The sequence below is a fragment of the Sporocytophaga myxococcoides DSM 11118 genome (assembly GCF_000426725.1).
In the GTDB taxonomy this organism is placed as follows: Bacteria; Bacteroidota; Bacteroidia; order Cytophagales; family Cytophagaceae; genus Sporocytophaga; species Sporocytophaga myxococcoides.
The window spans coordinates 163,325-176,663 of sequence record NZ_KE384561.1 but is presented as its reverse complement, the minus strand read 5'-3'; the positions used below and the strand labels follow the sequence as shown (position 1 = coordinate 176,663).

The window sequence follows — 13,339 nt, the reverse complement described above, 5'->3', positions numbered from 1 at the left end:
TCCAATTAGGATTTTTAGGCTTCCCTTCTCTTTAATAGATAAGTTATTTTTTTGTTCAGGATCAGCTGTTCTCTTCCTATTTCCAAATCTAGCTTTTCTTTTAAAAATTCTTTTGCTGTTTAATTTTGTAAATACAGTAAAAATGTAAGATAAATATGTTTTGTTACAATTGTAAAATGACAATATGATACTGTTTTATTTATATTTTTTGGATAGTTTATTTTTGTAAATTAGATATGTAGGTAAGTTATTAAATAAGCAATTTACAATTATAAACCACTCAAAATTTACACTTAATCAATTACTAATAATTTTAGCATTTTGATAATTTTAATTATTAATACTTTTATAATCAGTTTACATATGTTATTATTTTGAACTTTTACTTTAAATGTAAATGGAATTTAAAATTGTACTGGTATGAAATTTAATTTTTACTTATATAAGCAATAAAAAAGAATTCATTTAGTCTCGCTTGGTTTATTTTATTAGAAAAATTATATAGTTATAAATGTAAATTGAGCTGGTTTACATTTGTTTTATTCAGGAATTTATAATTGTAAATTGGTTGGAGTTACTATTAATTTGATGAAAAAATACAATTGTTAATTGAAGTACTTTTTGTGAAGTTTAACAATGAGGAATTTGAAAGTGTTCATAGAATAAGTACGATATTGCCTACAATCAAAAAGAACCAGAGATGAAGTATATATTCAAACTTTTAATTTCAGCAGCTATCATTCTTGGTGCCGCATTTCTGTTACCAGGAATTTTGATTAAGAGTTTTGGAGTTGCATTGTTGGTAATGTTTGTTCTGTCTATCTTAAATGTGATCCTTCGTCCCGTTTTAATCCTATTAACAATACCGGTTACCATCCTTACTTTAGGTCTATTTTTGCTGGTAATTAATGCCGTGATAATTCTATTGACAGATTGGATGATTGATGGGTTCGAGGTCAGGAATTTCTGGTGGGCGCTTTTATTTAGTTTGATAGTGTCGTTGGTCAATTATATAGCGGACCTCATAATCGGGGATTAATTCATGGAAGTTGAAAGAAGAAGTTTTTATCAGAGTTTTCTGTTTCCTTTTATTTACTTAATGGTACTTTGGGGAGTAAAGGTGTTTGAACTCAGGTATGGTTATGATCTGAGTAAATTTGGTATTTTTCCAAGAACGTTTATGGGGTTGACTGGGGTCGCGTTTGCACCTTTGATACATGGGGATTTTAATCATTTAATATCAAATTCGTTCCCCTTGCTCATTTTGGGAATGGCGATGTTCTTCTTTTACCGGACTATTGCTTTTGAAATTTTCCTCTGGATTTATTTCCTTCCAAATATCTGGGTATGGATTTCTGCAGTAGGTCAAGGGTATCATATCGGATCCAGTGGTATCATTTATGGTGCGGTCAGCTTCCTTTTCTTCAGTGGAATTTTTCGTAAAAATCAAAAATCGATGATTCTTGCCTTGATTATTATATTCATCTATGGTAGTTTAGTTTGGGGAATTTTTCCCTTTACGAGAGGTGTTTCCTGGGAAACTCACTTTTTCGGTAGCTTATCAGGTGGACTGGCAGCCTATTTTTACAGAAAAACAGGAGAGGAATACTTGAAAAGTAAGGAGAAGGAACCAGAAGCCCCCGGTAATGATTCTTTAATTGGGGGGGAGCACAATGAAAGTTAAAATCAAAGAAAAATCATTAATAGCGAAAATGGCTGCATGGTACATGGGGTCCAAAAATATAGCTATTGTATTCGGTAAAACTATTCATTTGCATGGTGTTAACAGAAAAGAGTTTATGTCAGTGGAGCAATGGGTGAACCATGAACTCGTACATGTGAGACAGTTTCAGCGCTATGGTTTTTTTACTTTTTTGACCATCTATGCAATAGAAAGCATGAGAAAGGGGTATTATAATAATAGGTTTGAAGTGGAGGCAAGAATAGGTGAAACTACCGGGGAAAAAATAACCATTCATTAAAATTTTAATGAATGGTTATGAAAATCAATTTGTAAAGTTGCTGAATAATCGATGCTATTGGGTGACCAACAGGTTATTGCTTTTAATGAGGATTATAACATCTCATTTGCAAGATTTGCCAACTCAGAACGCTCGCCTTTTTCCAGTGTTACGTGGGCATATAATTTATGATTTCTCAACCTGTCAATCAGGAATGACAAACCATTACTTTGGGAGTCCAGATAAGGAGTGTCAATCTGATAAATATCACCTGTGAAAATAATCTTCGTGTTTTCTCCAGCTCTCGAAATAATAGTTTTTACTTCATGTGGAGTCAGGTTCTGAGCTTCGTCCACAATAAAGCATATATTCGAAAGACTTCTTCCTCTGATATATGCCAAAGGTGTAATAACCAGCTTTTCTTTATTTACCATTTCGGTAATTCTCTGATAATCACTGTCTGTCTCGTTGAACTGATTTTGAATAAACTTCAGGTTGTCAAACAAAGGCTCCATATAAGGATTCAGTTTGCTCTTAATATCTCCCGGAAGGTATCCGATATCTTTGTTGCTTAGCGGTACAATCGGTCTTGCAAGGTAAATCTGTTTGAAGTTTTTCCTTTGTTCAAGTGTTGCAGCTAGTGCTAGAAGAGTCTTTCCTGTTCCTGCTACTCCTTGCATAGAGACAAGCTTAATATCAGGATTCATAATAGCATGAATGGCAAAAGTCTGTTCTGCATTTCGAGGCTTTATGCCGTAAACAGTCTTTTTCTCCACATGCTCAATGCGATCTTCTGATGCATTGTAATAACCCAGAACTGAGTTTTTCTCACTTTTTAATATGTAATAGTGATTTTGAATCAGCTGTTGCTTAGGAATTATAGAACTTGGGATTGATCCTTTTTCATAAATCTGATTGATATCCTCATAAGGAACGTTTTCAATATAAGTTCTTCCAGTATAGAGGCTGTCAACATCTTTGATCTTTCCTGTTGAATAATCTTCTGCAGGCAAATTCAGTGACTTGGCTTTCAACCGCAGGTTTATGTCTTTTGTAACAAGAACAACTTTTGCGTCTTTAGCCTCATGCTGTAAATTCAGCGCCGCATTCAGTATTCTGTGATCGGCTTTGTTATCATTAAAAACCCTTTCGGCGTCAAGTGTAGCTTTGCTTGATGTGTTCATCACTACTTTAAACCGGCCTTTATTGTTCCCTGGAAGCTGTATCCAGTCCTGCAACATATAAGTTCCGGAAAGGTCATCCAGGAATCTGATAAATTCTCTGGCTTCAAAGTTGATGATGTCGTTGCCTTTCTTGAAATTGTCAAGCTCCTCCAAAACAGTTATGGGAATCGCTATATCATGTTCCTGAAAATTTTTGACTGCATTGTGGTCATAAAGTATGACTGAAGTATCCAGCACAAAAATTTTTTTATCTTTTTTCGCTTTAGCCATTTTAGAAGACGATTAAAAATGAATATTAAATGCACCTCTGAAATATAAGAGATATAGATATAAAACTTTATATTATTCCTATTATTATTTAAAATATGTTTACGACCTTTTTTTAAAAATGGCTGAATAAAAAAGCTCTTTCATATAGCCTTTTTCATGTACTACTGTAAAACCAGATTGAAGTATTTCTGTTCGCAGGTCTATGAGAGTTTTGCCGCTGATAGCGGTTGTGTTTCTGAAGAAGAAGTATAACACTTTAATATACATGTTATTCATGAAGGTTCTGAAGGTTTTACCTCTGACAATCTGCAGATCGGTAAAATAAAACAAGCCTTCATCAGATAGCTTGTCACCTATAAATCTGATCCAGATTTTTAATTCAGTGAGACTAAAAAGATCCAGAAAAAAATTAGTTACAATAAGATCAAATTTTTCGTCTTCAGTAATTTTATCAAAGCTGCCTCTTCTGAATTCTACGAGACATTCGTGATTTAAATCTTTGATTTTGGCTGAGGCCTGATCAAGCATGTGCTCGGAGATATCAAGATACACAATACGTTTAACCTTGCCGGCTAAGAGAAGAGATTTCAAAAAAGTTCCGGTACCACCTCCAATAATCAAACAGCTTTTTTTCACTGGTAGGAGAGGAATCAATCCCTCCTGACTTTTTATAAAACCTTTTCCTGGAGGAATTAATAGCAGATAATCATAAATTGCAGCAAGTCGGTTAAAACCTTTTCTTTGTCTTTCCAATTTTAATTTGACCAAAACCCGATTAAATTTACATTTTAATTTTATTTCTATGCCATCTTTCGATATCGTAAGTAAAGTTGATCCGCAAACATTGGACAATGCTATCAATGTTGCAAAAAAAGAAATTCTGAACAGATATGATTTCAGAGACTCCAAAAGTACCATTGAGCTTGATAAAAAAGAAAATGTTATTAATCTGGTAAGTGAAAACTCTATGCGTATCAATGCTATGATTGATGCTATACTGACTCGTATGGTAAAGCAGGGTATTGATGGTAAATCCTTAGATATGAGTGAGGAAGAGTATGCTTCAGGAAGCATGGTCAAAAAGAACCTTAAAGTAAGAACCGGTCTTGACAAAGAGGTGTCTAAAAAGGTGGTTAAGCTAATCAAAGACTCAAAAGCAAAAGTAACTCCTGCCATTATGGATGATATGGTAAGGGTAACAGGTAAAAAAATAGATGATTTGCAGGAAATAATAGGGCTGCTAAGAAAAGAAGATCTGGGGATCCCGCTGCAATTTACCAACATGAAGTCTTAATAAAACTTTATATTAATAAAAGGCCAGACAATTAGTTTATTAAAATTGTTCTGGGCCTTTTTATATTTTTGACGTTCTGTTCAGATCAATATCTTTTACCGGTATGAGTGCTGGTCAGTCTTAATTTTTGAGTATTGAAGAACTTTAAAGTTTAGAAATTCCGGATTCCTTTTTTTAAATCTTTCTCCCCAGTTATTTCAGTTTTGCTTTGATGTTTATCATAGCTGATCGCTTTTAATTGAACATTCTTCAAGTTCTTAAATCATAATTTTACAATGATTGACCTATGGTTAAGGTGTTTTTGAATTCTCAATAACATTAAAAGAAAAGTACTTGTTGTAATAGTAGATTGTAATAAGCGCGCAGACATGAAAGTACCAAGTTCAAAATTGTATGATATTATAATTGTAGGAGGAGGGCCAGCAGGCTTAAATGCTGCATTGTTATTGGCCAGATGTTTAAGAAAGGTACTTCTATTCGATTCCGGAAAACCAAGGAATTATAAAAGCCAGGCCCTGCATGGATTTATCTCCAGAGATGGAATAAATCCTTTGGAATTGCTTCGAATTGCAAAGGAAGAGCTGAGTAACTATGATGTAGCTTTTGAAGAGGGTAGAATAGTGAAAGCTGATTTTTTTGAAAACGATGCATTTGAAGTCACTGATGAGGAAGGAAAGAAATTCTATTCCAGAAAAATTCTACTTGCAACAGGCATTGTAGATCAGCTGCCACCTATAGCTGGCATTGATCGCTTGTATGGAAGAAGTGTCCATCATTGTCCATATTGCGATGGTTGGGAAGTGAGGTTGAAACCGATTGCGGTGGTGGGAGGTAATGGCAAATCAGGTTTAGGGCTAGCAGCATCATTAACTAATTGGTCGGACGATATTGTCCTTTGTACAAATGGAAAGTCTGTAAGCAGAGAAGAAATGGAATGGATGGATATGAAGGAAATCAGAGTGGAAACCAGAAAAATCGCAAGACTTGAAGGCAGAGCCGGGCAACTGGAAAAAATTATTTTCGAAGATGGAGACTCTTTGGAACGTTTTGCTTTGTTCTTCAGCAGTGATAAATTCCAACGGTCAGATCTGGCTGAGCAACTGGGATGCAGGTTTACTGATAACGGACTTATTTATACTGATAAATATCTTCAAACTTCTGTTAAAGGAATATTCGCAGCAGGTGATGCTGCTAAAGACATGCAGCTTGCAGTTATAGCAGCTGCCGAAGGTGCAAAAGCTGCTTTGGTGATTAATAAACTATTGCAGAAAGAAGAAAAGAAATTTCACAGAGCCAAATTGTTAAGACCAATGTAGAGGAAACAATTTTTTCCAAGACGGGTTAACTTAATAAATTTTTATAAATATTCTATTATGACTGTATTGTTTGTATTTCTCGCATTCACCATAATACTGGGAATTATTTTATATGCCAATGTCAGAGCAAATAAACCCAGGCAAAACTTTGTGGTTGCCCTTCATGGCATTTTTGCCGGAATAACGTTGTGCACCCTTACTTATGTAGGGGCAGACTATATCGGTCAAGGCAATGTATTATTTAATTTTTCATATATGCTGTTCTGGATTGGTGGCATTTTGGGGGTGTTCATGCTCATGAAAGATAAGCTGTTTACTAAGGGTATTCCTACCTGGCTAGCAGGATTTCCTGCTGGGAAAGGGGGAATACCAAAATTCTTACCATTAGTACATGCGGGAATTCAAATTGTTGCTGTTATTTTACTGGTTTTGTTTGTTATGGGAAAATAATAACATTCACCAAAATATATAATTATAAAAGCCAGAGGTTAAAAATTTAATCTCTGGCTTTTTTATCATCTTTCATATTACAAATTTCATAACTAAAGAGAAAAAAGAGAGCCAGAGCGTGGAATCTATGCTAGAAACTTGAATATTATATCACTCCTGAATATCCGATTATTTCCTCTCTTAAATATTACTAAGATAACCATTTTCAATAGAGAAGGAATCAGGGTGAAGCCCTGTATGGATATTCATAAAAAAAGCGAAGATCTTCTTCGCTTTGTACTTTGCTAGCATCTTATTTTAGCTATTCATCAAAGAAAGCACCTTTCTTTTATGAATATTAAAAAAAGATTCCCAGTCGCTGAGTAGACATTGGTTAAAATTTATACTATGGTTTTCTAACTCACTTCTAAATTCCTCCCAGCTCAGGTTGTACCAACCACTTATTCTTTCATTGAATTTACTAATCCCAAAGTCAATGTATAAAACTTTGTAAAATTGGGTCAATGCTAGAGCGAGCTCCGTGTTATTTATTTCATTCACTAATTCTATCTCCATCGTTTTTTTCTTTACTCAACCATTACAGTTAAAACCCGCTGACATGCAGCATTGTTTTGATAATGAAAATTTAATTTGAGTTATAAAGAAAAACCGGTTTTTACACAGAAAGAGATATGCTTATTGTATCAAGAAAAGATCCATCGACGATGGGTTCACTTTGTCCAATAGATCTTTTAAATCTTTAAAGATTTATAGTGAGCATCCTTAATAGTTCAGGTTTTGGTATAAGTCCGGACTGTCTCCATTTTATCTGTCCTTTATGAAATAATATTAATGTTGGAATCCCTGAAATTTTATAAGCTGTGGAAACTGCAGGATTCTTTTCAACATCTACTTTAATAACCTTAATTTTTTCAGACATTTCATCAGCAACCTCTGCAATCATAGGTGCCATTGCCTGACATGGTCCGCACCAGTCTGCATAGAAGTCAACTAATACCGGTTTGTCTGAATTGCTTATTAGATCTGCAAAATTAAGTTTAGTCTTTGTTTCCATAAATCTTTTTGTTTCCTCTTATTAATTCAACAGTATCAAATATGATTTGTTTCCAGTGGCCCTGGCATTCGTTAGCGATTTTGAATCTCATCCATTGATTCCAGTATAAGGGAACAGGAAACTTTTATTTCTTCTTCACTTATTACCAATGGCGGTGCTATTCTCATTGCATTATCACAAAAAAGGAACCAGTCAGTGAGTACTCCCTTCATGATTGCTTTATCAATGGTCTTTTTAAGAATTTCAAAAGATTCCATCTCAACGGCCATCATTAGTCCTTTATGTCTCACAGAGTGGATCAAAGGATGTTGCAGTAGTTTAGTAAAGAGTTTTTCTTTTTCTGGTACCTGTTCTGCTAGCTTTTCTTCGTGTATTACATTTATTGTTGCCAGGGCAGCAGCACAAGATACTGGGTGGCCTCCGAAAGTAGTAATATGACCCAGCACTGGATTTAAAGACAGTACTTTCATTAGTTCTTTAGGAGCTATAAAGGCCCCAATAGGCATACCTCCTCCCATGCCTTTAGCACATACCAAAATGTCCGGAACTACCTCAAAATTTTCAAATCCCCAAAAGGTACCTGTTCGACCAAAGCCTGCTTGTATTTCATCAGCAATAAGAAGGGTTCCTGTTTCACTACATCGATGCCGAAGTTTTTTAAGAAAGTTATTTTCAGGGATTCTGACACCTGCTTCCCCTTGAATACTTTCTACTATCACAGCAGCGGTATTGGTGGAGATGAATTCAAGATCTTCTTCTTTATTAAAATTAAGGTGTCTTATTCCTGGCATCAAAGGTCGAAATGCTTGTTTAAAATATTCATTACCATTTAATGCAAGTGAACCAGTAGTACTTCCATGATAAGCATTTTTAAAAGAGATAATTTCATATCTCCCTGTAACTCTTTTTGCTAGTTTAACGGCACCTTCAACAGCTTCACTACCGGAGTTTACAAGATAGACATTGTCTAGTCCGGGAGGAAGGGTTTGGACCAAAGCTTCGGCAAGTTTTACCTGGGGAGATTGAATAAATTCTCCATAAACCATAAGATGAAGGTATTTGTCGAGCTGATCTTTAATAGCCTGAATGACTTTTGGATGTCTGTGACCAACATTGCTTACACCGATCCCAGAGATCAGGTCGATATATGCTTTTCCATTTTTATCAAACATATTTACACCTTCCGCTTTTTCTATTTCCAGCATCAAAGGGGCATCAGAGGTCTGAGCAAGGTATTGAAGAAATAAATGCCTTTGAGAAATCATGCTTAAATTTACTAAGCATAAGGCTAAAATAATAATAAGCTTGAGTAGGGAATACTATTTGTTGTTGTACAATCTCAGAGTGGTAGTAGCTCCGGAGCGTATGGAAAAGTTTTGAACATCAGTAAAGTTTGCCCCATTACTTTTCTTCGTTCTGAAGATAAGTTTATAATTGCCAGGTTGCATTGTAAGCATGGTTCTGCTGGTTTCATTTTCCAGATTATGAATAAGCACCTGTTCTCCATTAGGTTTTATCTCATAAATACTGCCATAGCCAACCAACTGGTCGATGATGTTTAGTGAACCAGGTTGGACAATATCCAACACTGTTGTTTCGCTTTGTTTGATCTTAACATCGTTAAAAATAGTTCTTGGCAATGTAAGCACTTCAATATCATAGGTTCCTACCAGGTACTTTTCTTTAATGCCCGCATTCTGAATGTTTAATGTTTCGGATTTTTTGCTTTCTCTTACAACAGCTTTCAGTGGTTTGTATTCTCTTGAATTTTCCCTTATATATAAGGAGCCCTGAGGTGCTTTAATCGTAATAATATTTTCTTTACCTCCTACGAGGCCGATATTTTTTTTCTCAACCTTAGGAATGGTGTTCACAACGAGATCATAAGTAAGAATAGCATCTACTTTAAGTTTATCCGGTTCTCCTTTGGCGTCAAGATAATGTACGAAATCATAAACGGGTTCTTGAGTTACGGAATTAAAAAAGGTAATATTAACATTAGTCTCTGTTGGTTTATTATCGCTATCCAGAATTTTTACTCGCACAGATGTTTCTGATAATGTCTGATGAAGAATCAGATTCATCATGTTTTTGAATTTATTTTCATTAATAGCATTAAAGTATTGGCCCATACATTCAAATGCCTTATCCCAGCTTACATCGTTTCCTATCCCTATAATAAATGGTTTAAGAAAGATCTTTCTTTTTTGTAGTTCTCTGGAAAGGTCGCAGGGGTCGCCTCCGCACGATTCAATGCCGTCTGTAAGAAGTATGATAACGTTTCTGGAATTTTTATCTATGGGAAAATCAGAAGCTGCTTCTTTAAGACTGTGAGCAATAAGTGTAGTTCCTTTAGGCTCTATGTTTTTAATTCTCAACTTTATTGCTTCATGATTTCCAGGGCGGAACGGAACTTCGAGTTTAGTGTCCTTGCAGTTGTTATACCTTTTATCCCATTCATGGCCATACACTCTAAGACCAATTTCGAGATAGGGAATATTTTTAAGGGAGTCTACCAGTTCACAAAGCGTTTTTTTAGCAACTGTCATCCTGGTGCTGCGTTCCCATTTGTCAGACATACTGCCAGATGCGTCCAGTATGAATAGTATACGGGTAACAGGGGGAGTTTTTTCTACTTTGGTCTGACAAAAAGTTTGCTGAACGTAAAGTAGAAATACGACTAGCGAATAGATGTAATTTTTATACTTCACCTTTTATCTAAATAAAAAAGGAGCAGTTTTCTACTCCTTTCTTAAAAACCCTATAAAAGGCTCATTGTTTATTTTAATATCTGTTCAGTATGGTTTTCTGTCGTCACCTTGGTGATAATTTCTTCAATTACACCATTTTCGTCTATTATAAAAGTAGTCCTGACAGTGCCCATATAAGTTTTACCAAAATTGGTTTTTTCTTGCCATACTCCATATTGTTCATTGATGATTTTATCCGGATCCGCAATCAATGTAAATGGCAAATTGTATTTCTTAATAAACTTCTGATGCGATTTTTCATCATCACTGCTTACACCTAGTACCACGTAATTGGCTTTCAGCAGCGCTTCATAATTATCTCTCAGGTTGCAAGCCTGAGCTGTGCAACCAGGCGTATCATCCTTAGGGTAAAAATAAAGAACAACTTTCTTCCCTTTATAATCAGATAGCTTCACTACTTTTCCATCCTGATCTTTGCCTTCGAATAGGGGAGCTTTGTCTCCAGTATTTAATGTCATAAAAGTTTGATAAGTTTTTGAAGCATCAATATCTTAAAACTAATACCCTAAATCAAGGAATATTGGTCGAAAATGTACTGATGTTTCCTGCCTGATCTTTTACTTCTAATTTAAATGCCCCTTTGAGCGGAACGGTTTTATCATATCGTTCAGACCACAATAAATTTCTCTTGTGATCATAGTTCATCAGAATCCATTCTCCGTTTAATGTAGCCCTAAACGATTCGATTCCCGATTTATAATCCCCGATTGAAAACTTTATACAATTCCCTGATACCCCCAAACTTTTAATAGTTGGCTTGATTGAATCTTCTACAATTACAAACTTTCCAAAGCTTTTGGTTTTAAAAGCAATAGTGTTTTCATTCCAGCATCCTTTTTCATGCTGTTGGCCGCGCATCTTGTTTTTTATATTTACATAAGAACACCCTCTGTCTATTGCTTCTGGGTGGGCTGCTTCATATGCAACATCTATACCGTTGAAAAGAGGTGTAGAATAATGTCCGAGTATAAATGATTCTTTACCCTCAAAAGTTGTATCAATATTAGTTTGCAGATAAAGTGTGTCGAAAATGGCATCAGCAGGAATTTTTACAGTCATATTACCTTTTCTGATAGTCTTTTCCTGTCCTGGTGGAATGCAAGCAATAAAATTAAAATTGAGATTTTTATTATCTAAAATTACTGAATCAGGCAGACCTTTTCTTAAATCATACAGATAAATAGCCTGTCCGCTTTTAAAGTAATCCGGAGTAAGGGTGAATAATCCCTTTGAGGTATAAAGCTTAGCAGATGCATTATTGCTTGCTTTACCTCTTATTTTTAAGACATTTTCCGAAACTTCAAAATCACAGGTTGCTTTTGAATTTGGAACAATTGTTCCTTTGGTAGGCTCAGCTGATTGAATATTGAATGCAAGTTTTGAAATGTTATCATAACTGTCTTCAATTTCAATTTCTATTTTATGGTTCTGACCATCTGAAAGATTGAGAAGACCTTTACCAAGACTTCTGTTGTAAGTACTAAGCTTATCGCCATCGCTGATATAACATTTCTGAAATTTAACACCTCTTTCAAGAAGAGCTTCATAGTCCATGTGAACATTGATATATCTGTTTTCATGAAAACCGAAAGTAGACAGATCATGGTCAAATATTATTTTACCGTCAGCGTATACTCTGATGTATTTAACACCATAGGAGTTCGCTGTTCCATTCATTTTGTCAAATACTTTAACCTGAAGACCCACATTGCCCCAGGCGTTTATTTTTGAAGGAATTGTATAATTAGTCCCAACTTTTGTCGCTTTAAATTCAAACCTCCCGAATTCCTGGTTTACTCTTGATTTGTCATCAGTGGCAACGAGCGCTATTTTATCAAAAGAAGGAGCTATGTTGTCTTTCAATTCTGTGAACTTAAAATCTAAAGGGTTGAGAAGATTTTCCTTAACATCTCTGATTTCATAGTGGAGATGAGGACCTCCTGAACTACCTGAATTTCCTGATAAAGCAATGATTTCCCCCTTTTTAATAGGAAGTTTACCTTCTGTCGGATTAAAGTCTACTTCAAATTGCTGATTCTCATATTGATACTGGCGCACAAAGTCTCCGATTTCCTTATTAAACTTATCCAAATGTGCATAAACAGTAACCAGACCATTAGGGTGAGTGATATAGACGGTATTTCCATATCCGAAAGAAGAGACTTTTAATCTGGACACATATCCATCGGCAGATGCATAAACAGGAAGCCCGATTCTCATATCAGTCTTTACATCAAGTCCACCATGAAAGTGGTTAGGACGTAATTCCCCCATATTTCCGGCAAGAAAATTTTGTTGGCCGGGTTTTATCGGAAACAGAAAGTAGCCGACAGGAACTTGGGTTTGGGAAAAAGAGGTAAGAGGTAAAATAACCAATAAGTATTTTATCAGCTTATTTAACTTCGAAATCAATAAATTTTTCATTTTCAATAAAGCCTTCTAATCTGTCGCCAATCTTAACAGGACCAACTCCTGCAGGAGTACCGGTATAGATAATATCTCCCTGTTTTAAAGTTATGAATTTTGATATATAACTGATGATTGCATCAAAATTATGTATCATTTGTCCGGAATTTCCAGACTGTTTTAGTTCTCCATTTTGTACTAATGAAAAGCTGAGATTATTCAGATCTTTAAAATTTGTTTTCTGAACAAATTCAGAGATGGGAGCGCTTCCATTAAAACCTTTGGCAAGAGTCCATGGAAGGCCTCCAGCCTTAGCTTTATCCTGAATATCTCTGGCTGTAAAGTCAATGCCAAGACCAATTTCCTGATAATACTTGTGAGCAAACTTCTCTTCAATATTCTTTCCTTCTTTTGAAATCTTAATTACTAACTCAACTTCAAAATGGATGTTATTGCTGAAGTCAGGATAATAGAATGGCGAATTATTTCGGAGTAATGCAGTATCGGGCTTTAAAAATATTACAGGCGCTTCAGGCTGCTCATTTTTTAGTTCCTTAATATGATCTGCATAGTTTCTCCCTATTGCAAGAATTTTCATATAAAATTTTGGCGCAAAAATAGCATAAAATCTCA

Annotated in this window: 14 protein-coding genes; 6 read left to right on the top strand and 8 right to left on the bottom strand. The window is 35.2% G+C overall.

Translation table 11 applies throughout. The features are described 5' to 3' along the window. The first annotated feature begins 700 nt into the window (after positions 1–700). Genes K350_RS0124785 through K350_RS30295 form a run of 3 tightly spaced genes read left to right on the top strand, consistent with a single transcriptional unit; the run spans position 701 to position 1,982 of the window. Positions 701–1,039, top strand: coding sequence for a phage holin family protein (locus tag K350_RS0124785; RefSeq protein ID WP_028982216.1), 339 nt, complete (start codon positions 701–703; stop codon positions 1,037–1,039). Positions 1,040–1,042: 3 nt separating this feature from the next. Then, positions 1,043–1,684 (top strand): rhomboid family intramembrane serine protease, encoded by a 642-nt coding sequence (locus tag K350_RS30300; RefSeq protein WP_051313655.1) that lies wholly within the window; start codon positions 1,043–1,045, stop codon positions 1,682–1,684. After that, positions 1,674–1,982 carry a hypothetical protein gene (locus K350_RS30295; protein WP_051313654.1) on the top strand — a complete coding sequence of 103 codons (309 nt, stop codon included), beginning with the start codon at positions 1,674–1,676 and terminating at the stop codon, positions 1,980–1,982. Before K350_RS30300 ends, K350_RS30295 begins: the two co-directional genes overlap by 11 nt. A 92-nt stretch (positions 1,983–2,074) precedes the next feature. On the opposite strand, the gene K350_RS0124770 is transcribed toward K350_RS30295, so the two are convergent. Together K350_RS0124770 and K350_RS0124765 are read right to left on the bottom strand one after the other, a co-directional pair. Continuing rightward, positions 2,075–3,415 (bottom strand): PhoH family protein, encoded by a 1,341-nt coding sequence (locus K350_RS0124770; protein ID WP_028982215.1) that lies wholly within the window; start codon positions 3,413–3,415, stop codon positions 2,075–2,077. Positions 3,416–3,514: 99 nt separating this feature from the next. Continuing rightward, the gene (locus K350_RS0124765) at positions 3,515–4,168 is read right to left on the bottom strand and encodes a class I SAM-dependent methyltransferase (protein ID WP_028982214.1); all 654 of its coding nucleotides are present in this window, start codon (positions 4,166–4,168) and stop codon (positions 3,515–3,517) included. Positions 4,169–4,217: 49 nt separating this feature from the next. On the opposite strand from K350_RS0124765, the gene K350_RS0124760 reads away from it, so the two are divergent. From K350_RS0124760 to K350_RS0124750, 3 genes are all read left to right on the top strand, one after another. Next, a complete protein-coding gene (locus K350_RS0124760; RefSeq protein ID WP_028982213.1) occupies positions 4,218–4,709 on the top strand; it encodes a YajQ family cyclic di-GMP-binding protein in 492 nt (163 codons plus the stop codon). A gap of 368 nt (positions 4,710–5,077) precedes the next feature. Next, positions 5,078–6,025 (top strand): NAD(P)/FAD-dependent oxidoreductase, encoded by a 948-nt coding sequence (locus K350_RS0124755; RefSeq protein ID WP_051313652.1) that lies wholly within the window; start codon positions 5,078–5,080, stop codon positions 6,023–6,025. A 57-nt stretch (positions 6,026–6,082) separates the two neighbouring features. Further along, complete coding sequence (locus K350_RS0124750; RefSeq protein WP_028982211.1) at positions 6,083–6,475, top strand: hypothetical protein; 393 nt, start codon at positions 6,083–6,085, stop codon at positions 6,473–6,475. A gap of 739 nt (positions 6,476–7,214) precedes the next feature. Here K350_RS0124750 and trxA read toward each other — a convergent pair. From trxA to K350_RS0124715, 6 genes are all read right to left on the bottom strand, one after another. Next, on the bottom strand, positions 7,215–7,529 hold the full coding sequence (gene trxA / locus K350_RS0124740) for a thioredoxin (protein WP_028982209.1): 315 nt from the start codon (positions 7,527–7,529) through the stop codon (positions 7,215–7,217). A gap of 71 nt (positions 7,530–7,600) precedes the next feature. Then, complete coding sequence (locus tag K350_RS0124735; RefSeq protein ID WP_037577363.1) at positions 7,601–8,791, bottom strand: aspartate aminotransferase family protein; 1,191 nt, start codon at positions 8,789–8,791, stop codon at positions 7,601–7,603. Between the two features lie 57 nt (positions 8,792–8,848). Then, positions 8,849–10,240 (bottom strand): vWA domain-containing protein, encoded by a 1,392-nt coding sequence (locus tag K350_RS0124730; RefSeq protein ID WP_028982207.1) that lies wholly within the window; start codon positions 10,238–10,240, stop codon positions 8,849–8,851. A 68-nt stretch (positions 10,241–10,308) separates the two neighbouring features. After that, positions 10,309–10,758 carry a thioredoxin-dependent thiol peroxidase gene (gene bcp / locus K350_RS0124725; RefSeq protein ID WP_028982206.1) on the bottom strand — a complete coding sequence of 150 codons (450 nt, stop codon included), beginning with the start codon at positions 10,756–10,758 and terminating at the stop codon, positions 10,309–10,311. Between the two features lie 52 nt (positions 10,759–10,810). Then, the gene (locus tag K350_RS0124720) at positions 10,811–12,724 is read right to left on the bottom strand and encodes a M23 family metallopeptidase (RefSeq protein ID WP_051313648.1); all 1,914 of its coding nucleotides are present in this window, start codon (positions 12,722–12,724) and stop codon (positions 10,811–10,813) included. After that, a complete protein-coding gene (locus K350_RS0124715; RefSeq protein WP_028982204.1) occupies positions 12,693–13,304 on the bottom strand; it encodes a fumarylacetoacetate hydrolase family protein in 612 nt (203 codons plus the stop codon). The genes K350_RS0124720 and K350_RS0124715 overlap by 32 nt, the downstream gene beginning before the upstream one ends. Between the last annotated feature and the right edge of the window lie 35 nt (positions 13,305–13,339).

Bases quoted from the DNA above. Each gene is read 5' to 3' on its own strand.
- K350_RS30300 (WP_051313655.1), top strand. From the start codon at position 1,043: ATGGAAGTTGAAAGAAGAAGTTTTTATCAGAGTTTTCTGTTTCCTTTT.
- trxA (WP_028982209.1), bottom strand. From the start codon at position 7,529: ATGGAAACAAAGACTAAACTTAATTTTGCAGATCTAATAAGCAATTCA.
- bcp (WP_028982206.1), bottom strand. From the start codon at position 10,758: ATGACATTAAATACTGGAGACAAAGCTCCCCTATTCGAAGGCAAAGAT.
- K350_RS30295 (WP_051313654.1), top strand. From the start codon at position 1,674: ATGAAAGTTAAAATCAAAGAAAAATCATTAATAGCGAAAATGGCTGCA.
- K350_RS0124720 (WP_051313648.1), bottom strand. From the start codon at position 12,724: ATGAAAAATTTATTGATTTCGAAGTTAAATAAGCTGATAAAATACTTA.
- K350_RS0124755 (WP_051313652.1), top strand. From the start codon at position 5,078: ATGAAAGTACCAAGTTCAAAATTGTATGATATTATAATTGTAGGAGGA.
- K350_RS0124715 (WP_028982204.1), bottom strand. From the start codon at position 13,304: ATGAAAATTCTTGCAATAGGGAGAAACTATGCAGATCATATTAAGGAA.
- K350_RS0124770 (WP_028982215.1), bottom strand. From the start codon at position 3,415: ATGGCTAAAGCGAAAAAAGATAAAAAAATTTTTGTGCTGGATACTTCA.
- K350_RS0124760 (WP_028982213.1), top strand. From the start codon at position 4,218: ATGCCATCTTTCGATATCGTAAGTAAAGTTGATCCGCAAACATTGGAC.
- K350_RS0124750 (WP_028982211.1), top strand. From the start codon at position 6,083: ATGACTGTATTGTTTGTATTTCTCGCATTCACCATAATACTGGGAATT.
- K350_RS0124785 (WP_028982216.1), top strand. From the start codon at position 701: ATGAAGTATATATTCAAACTTTTAATTTCAGCAGCTATCATTCTTGGT.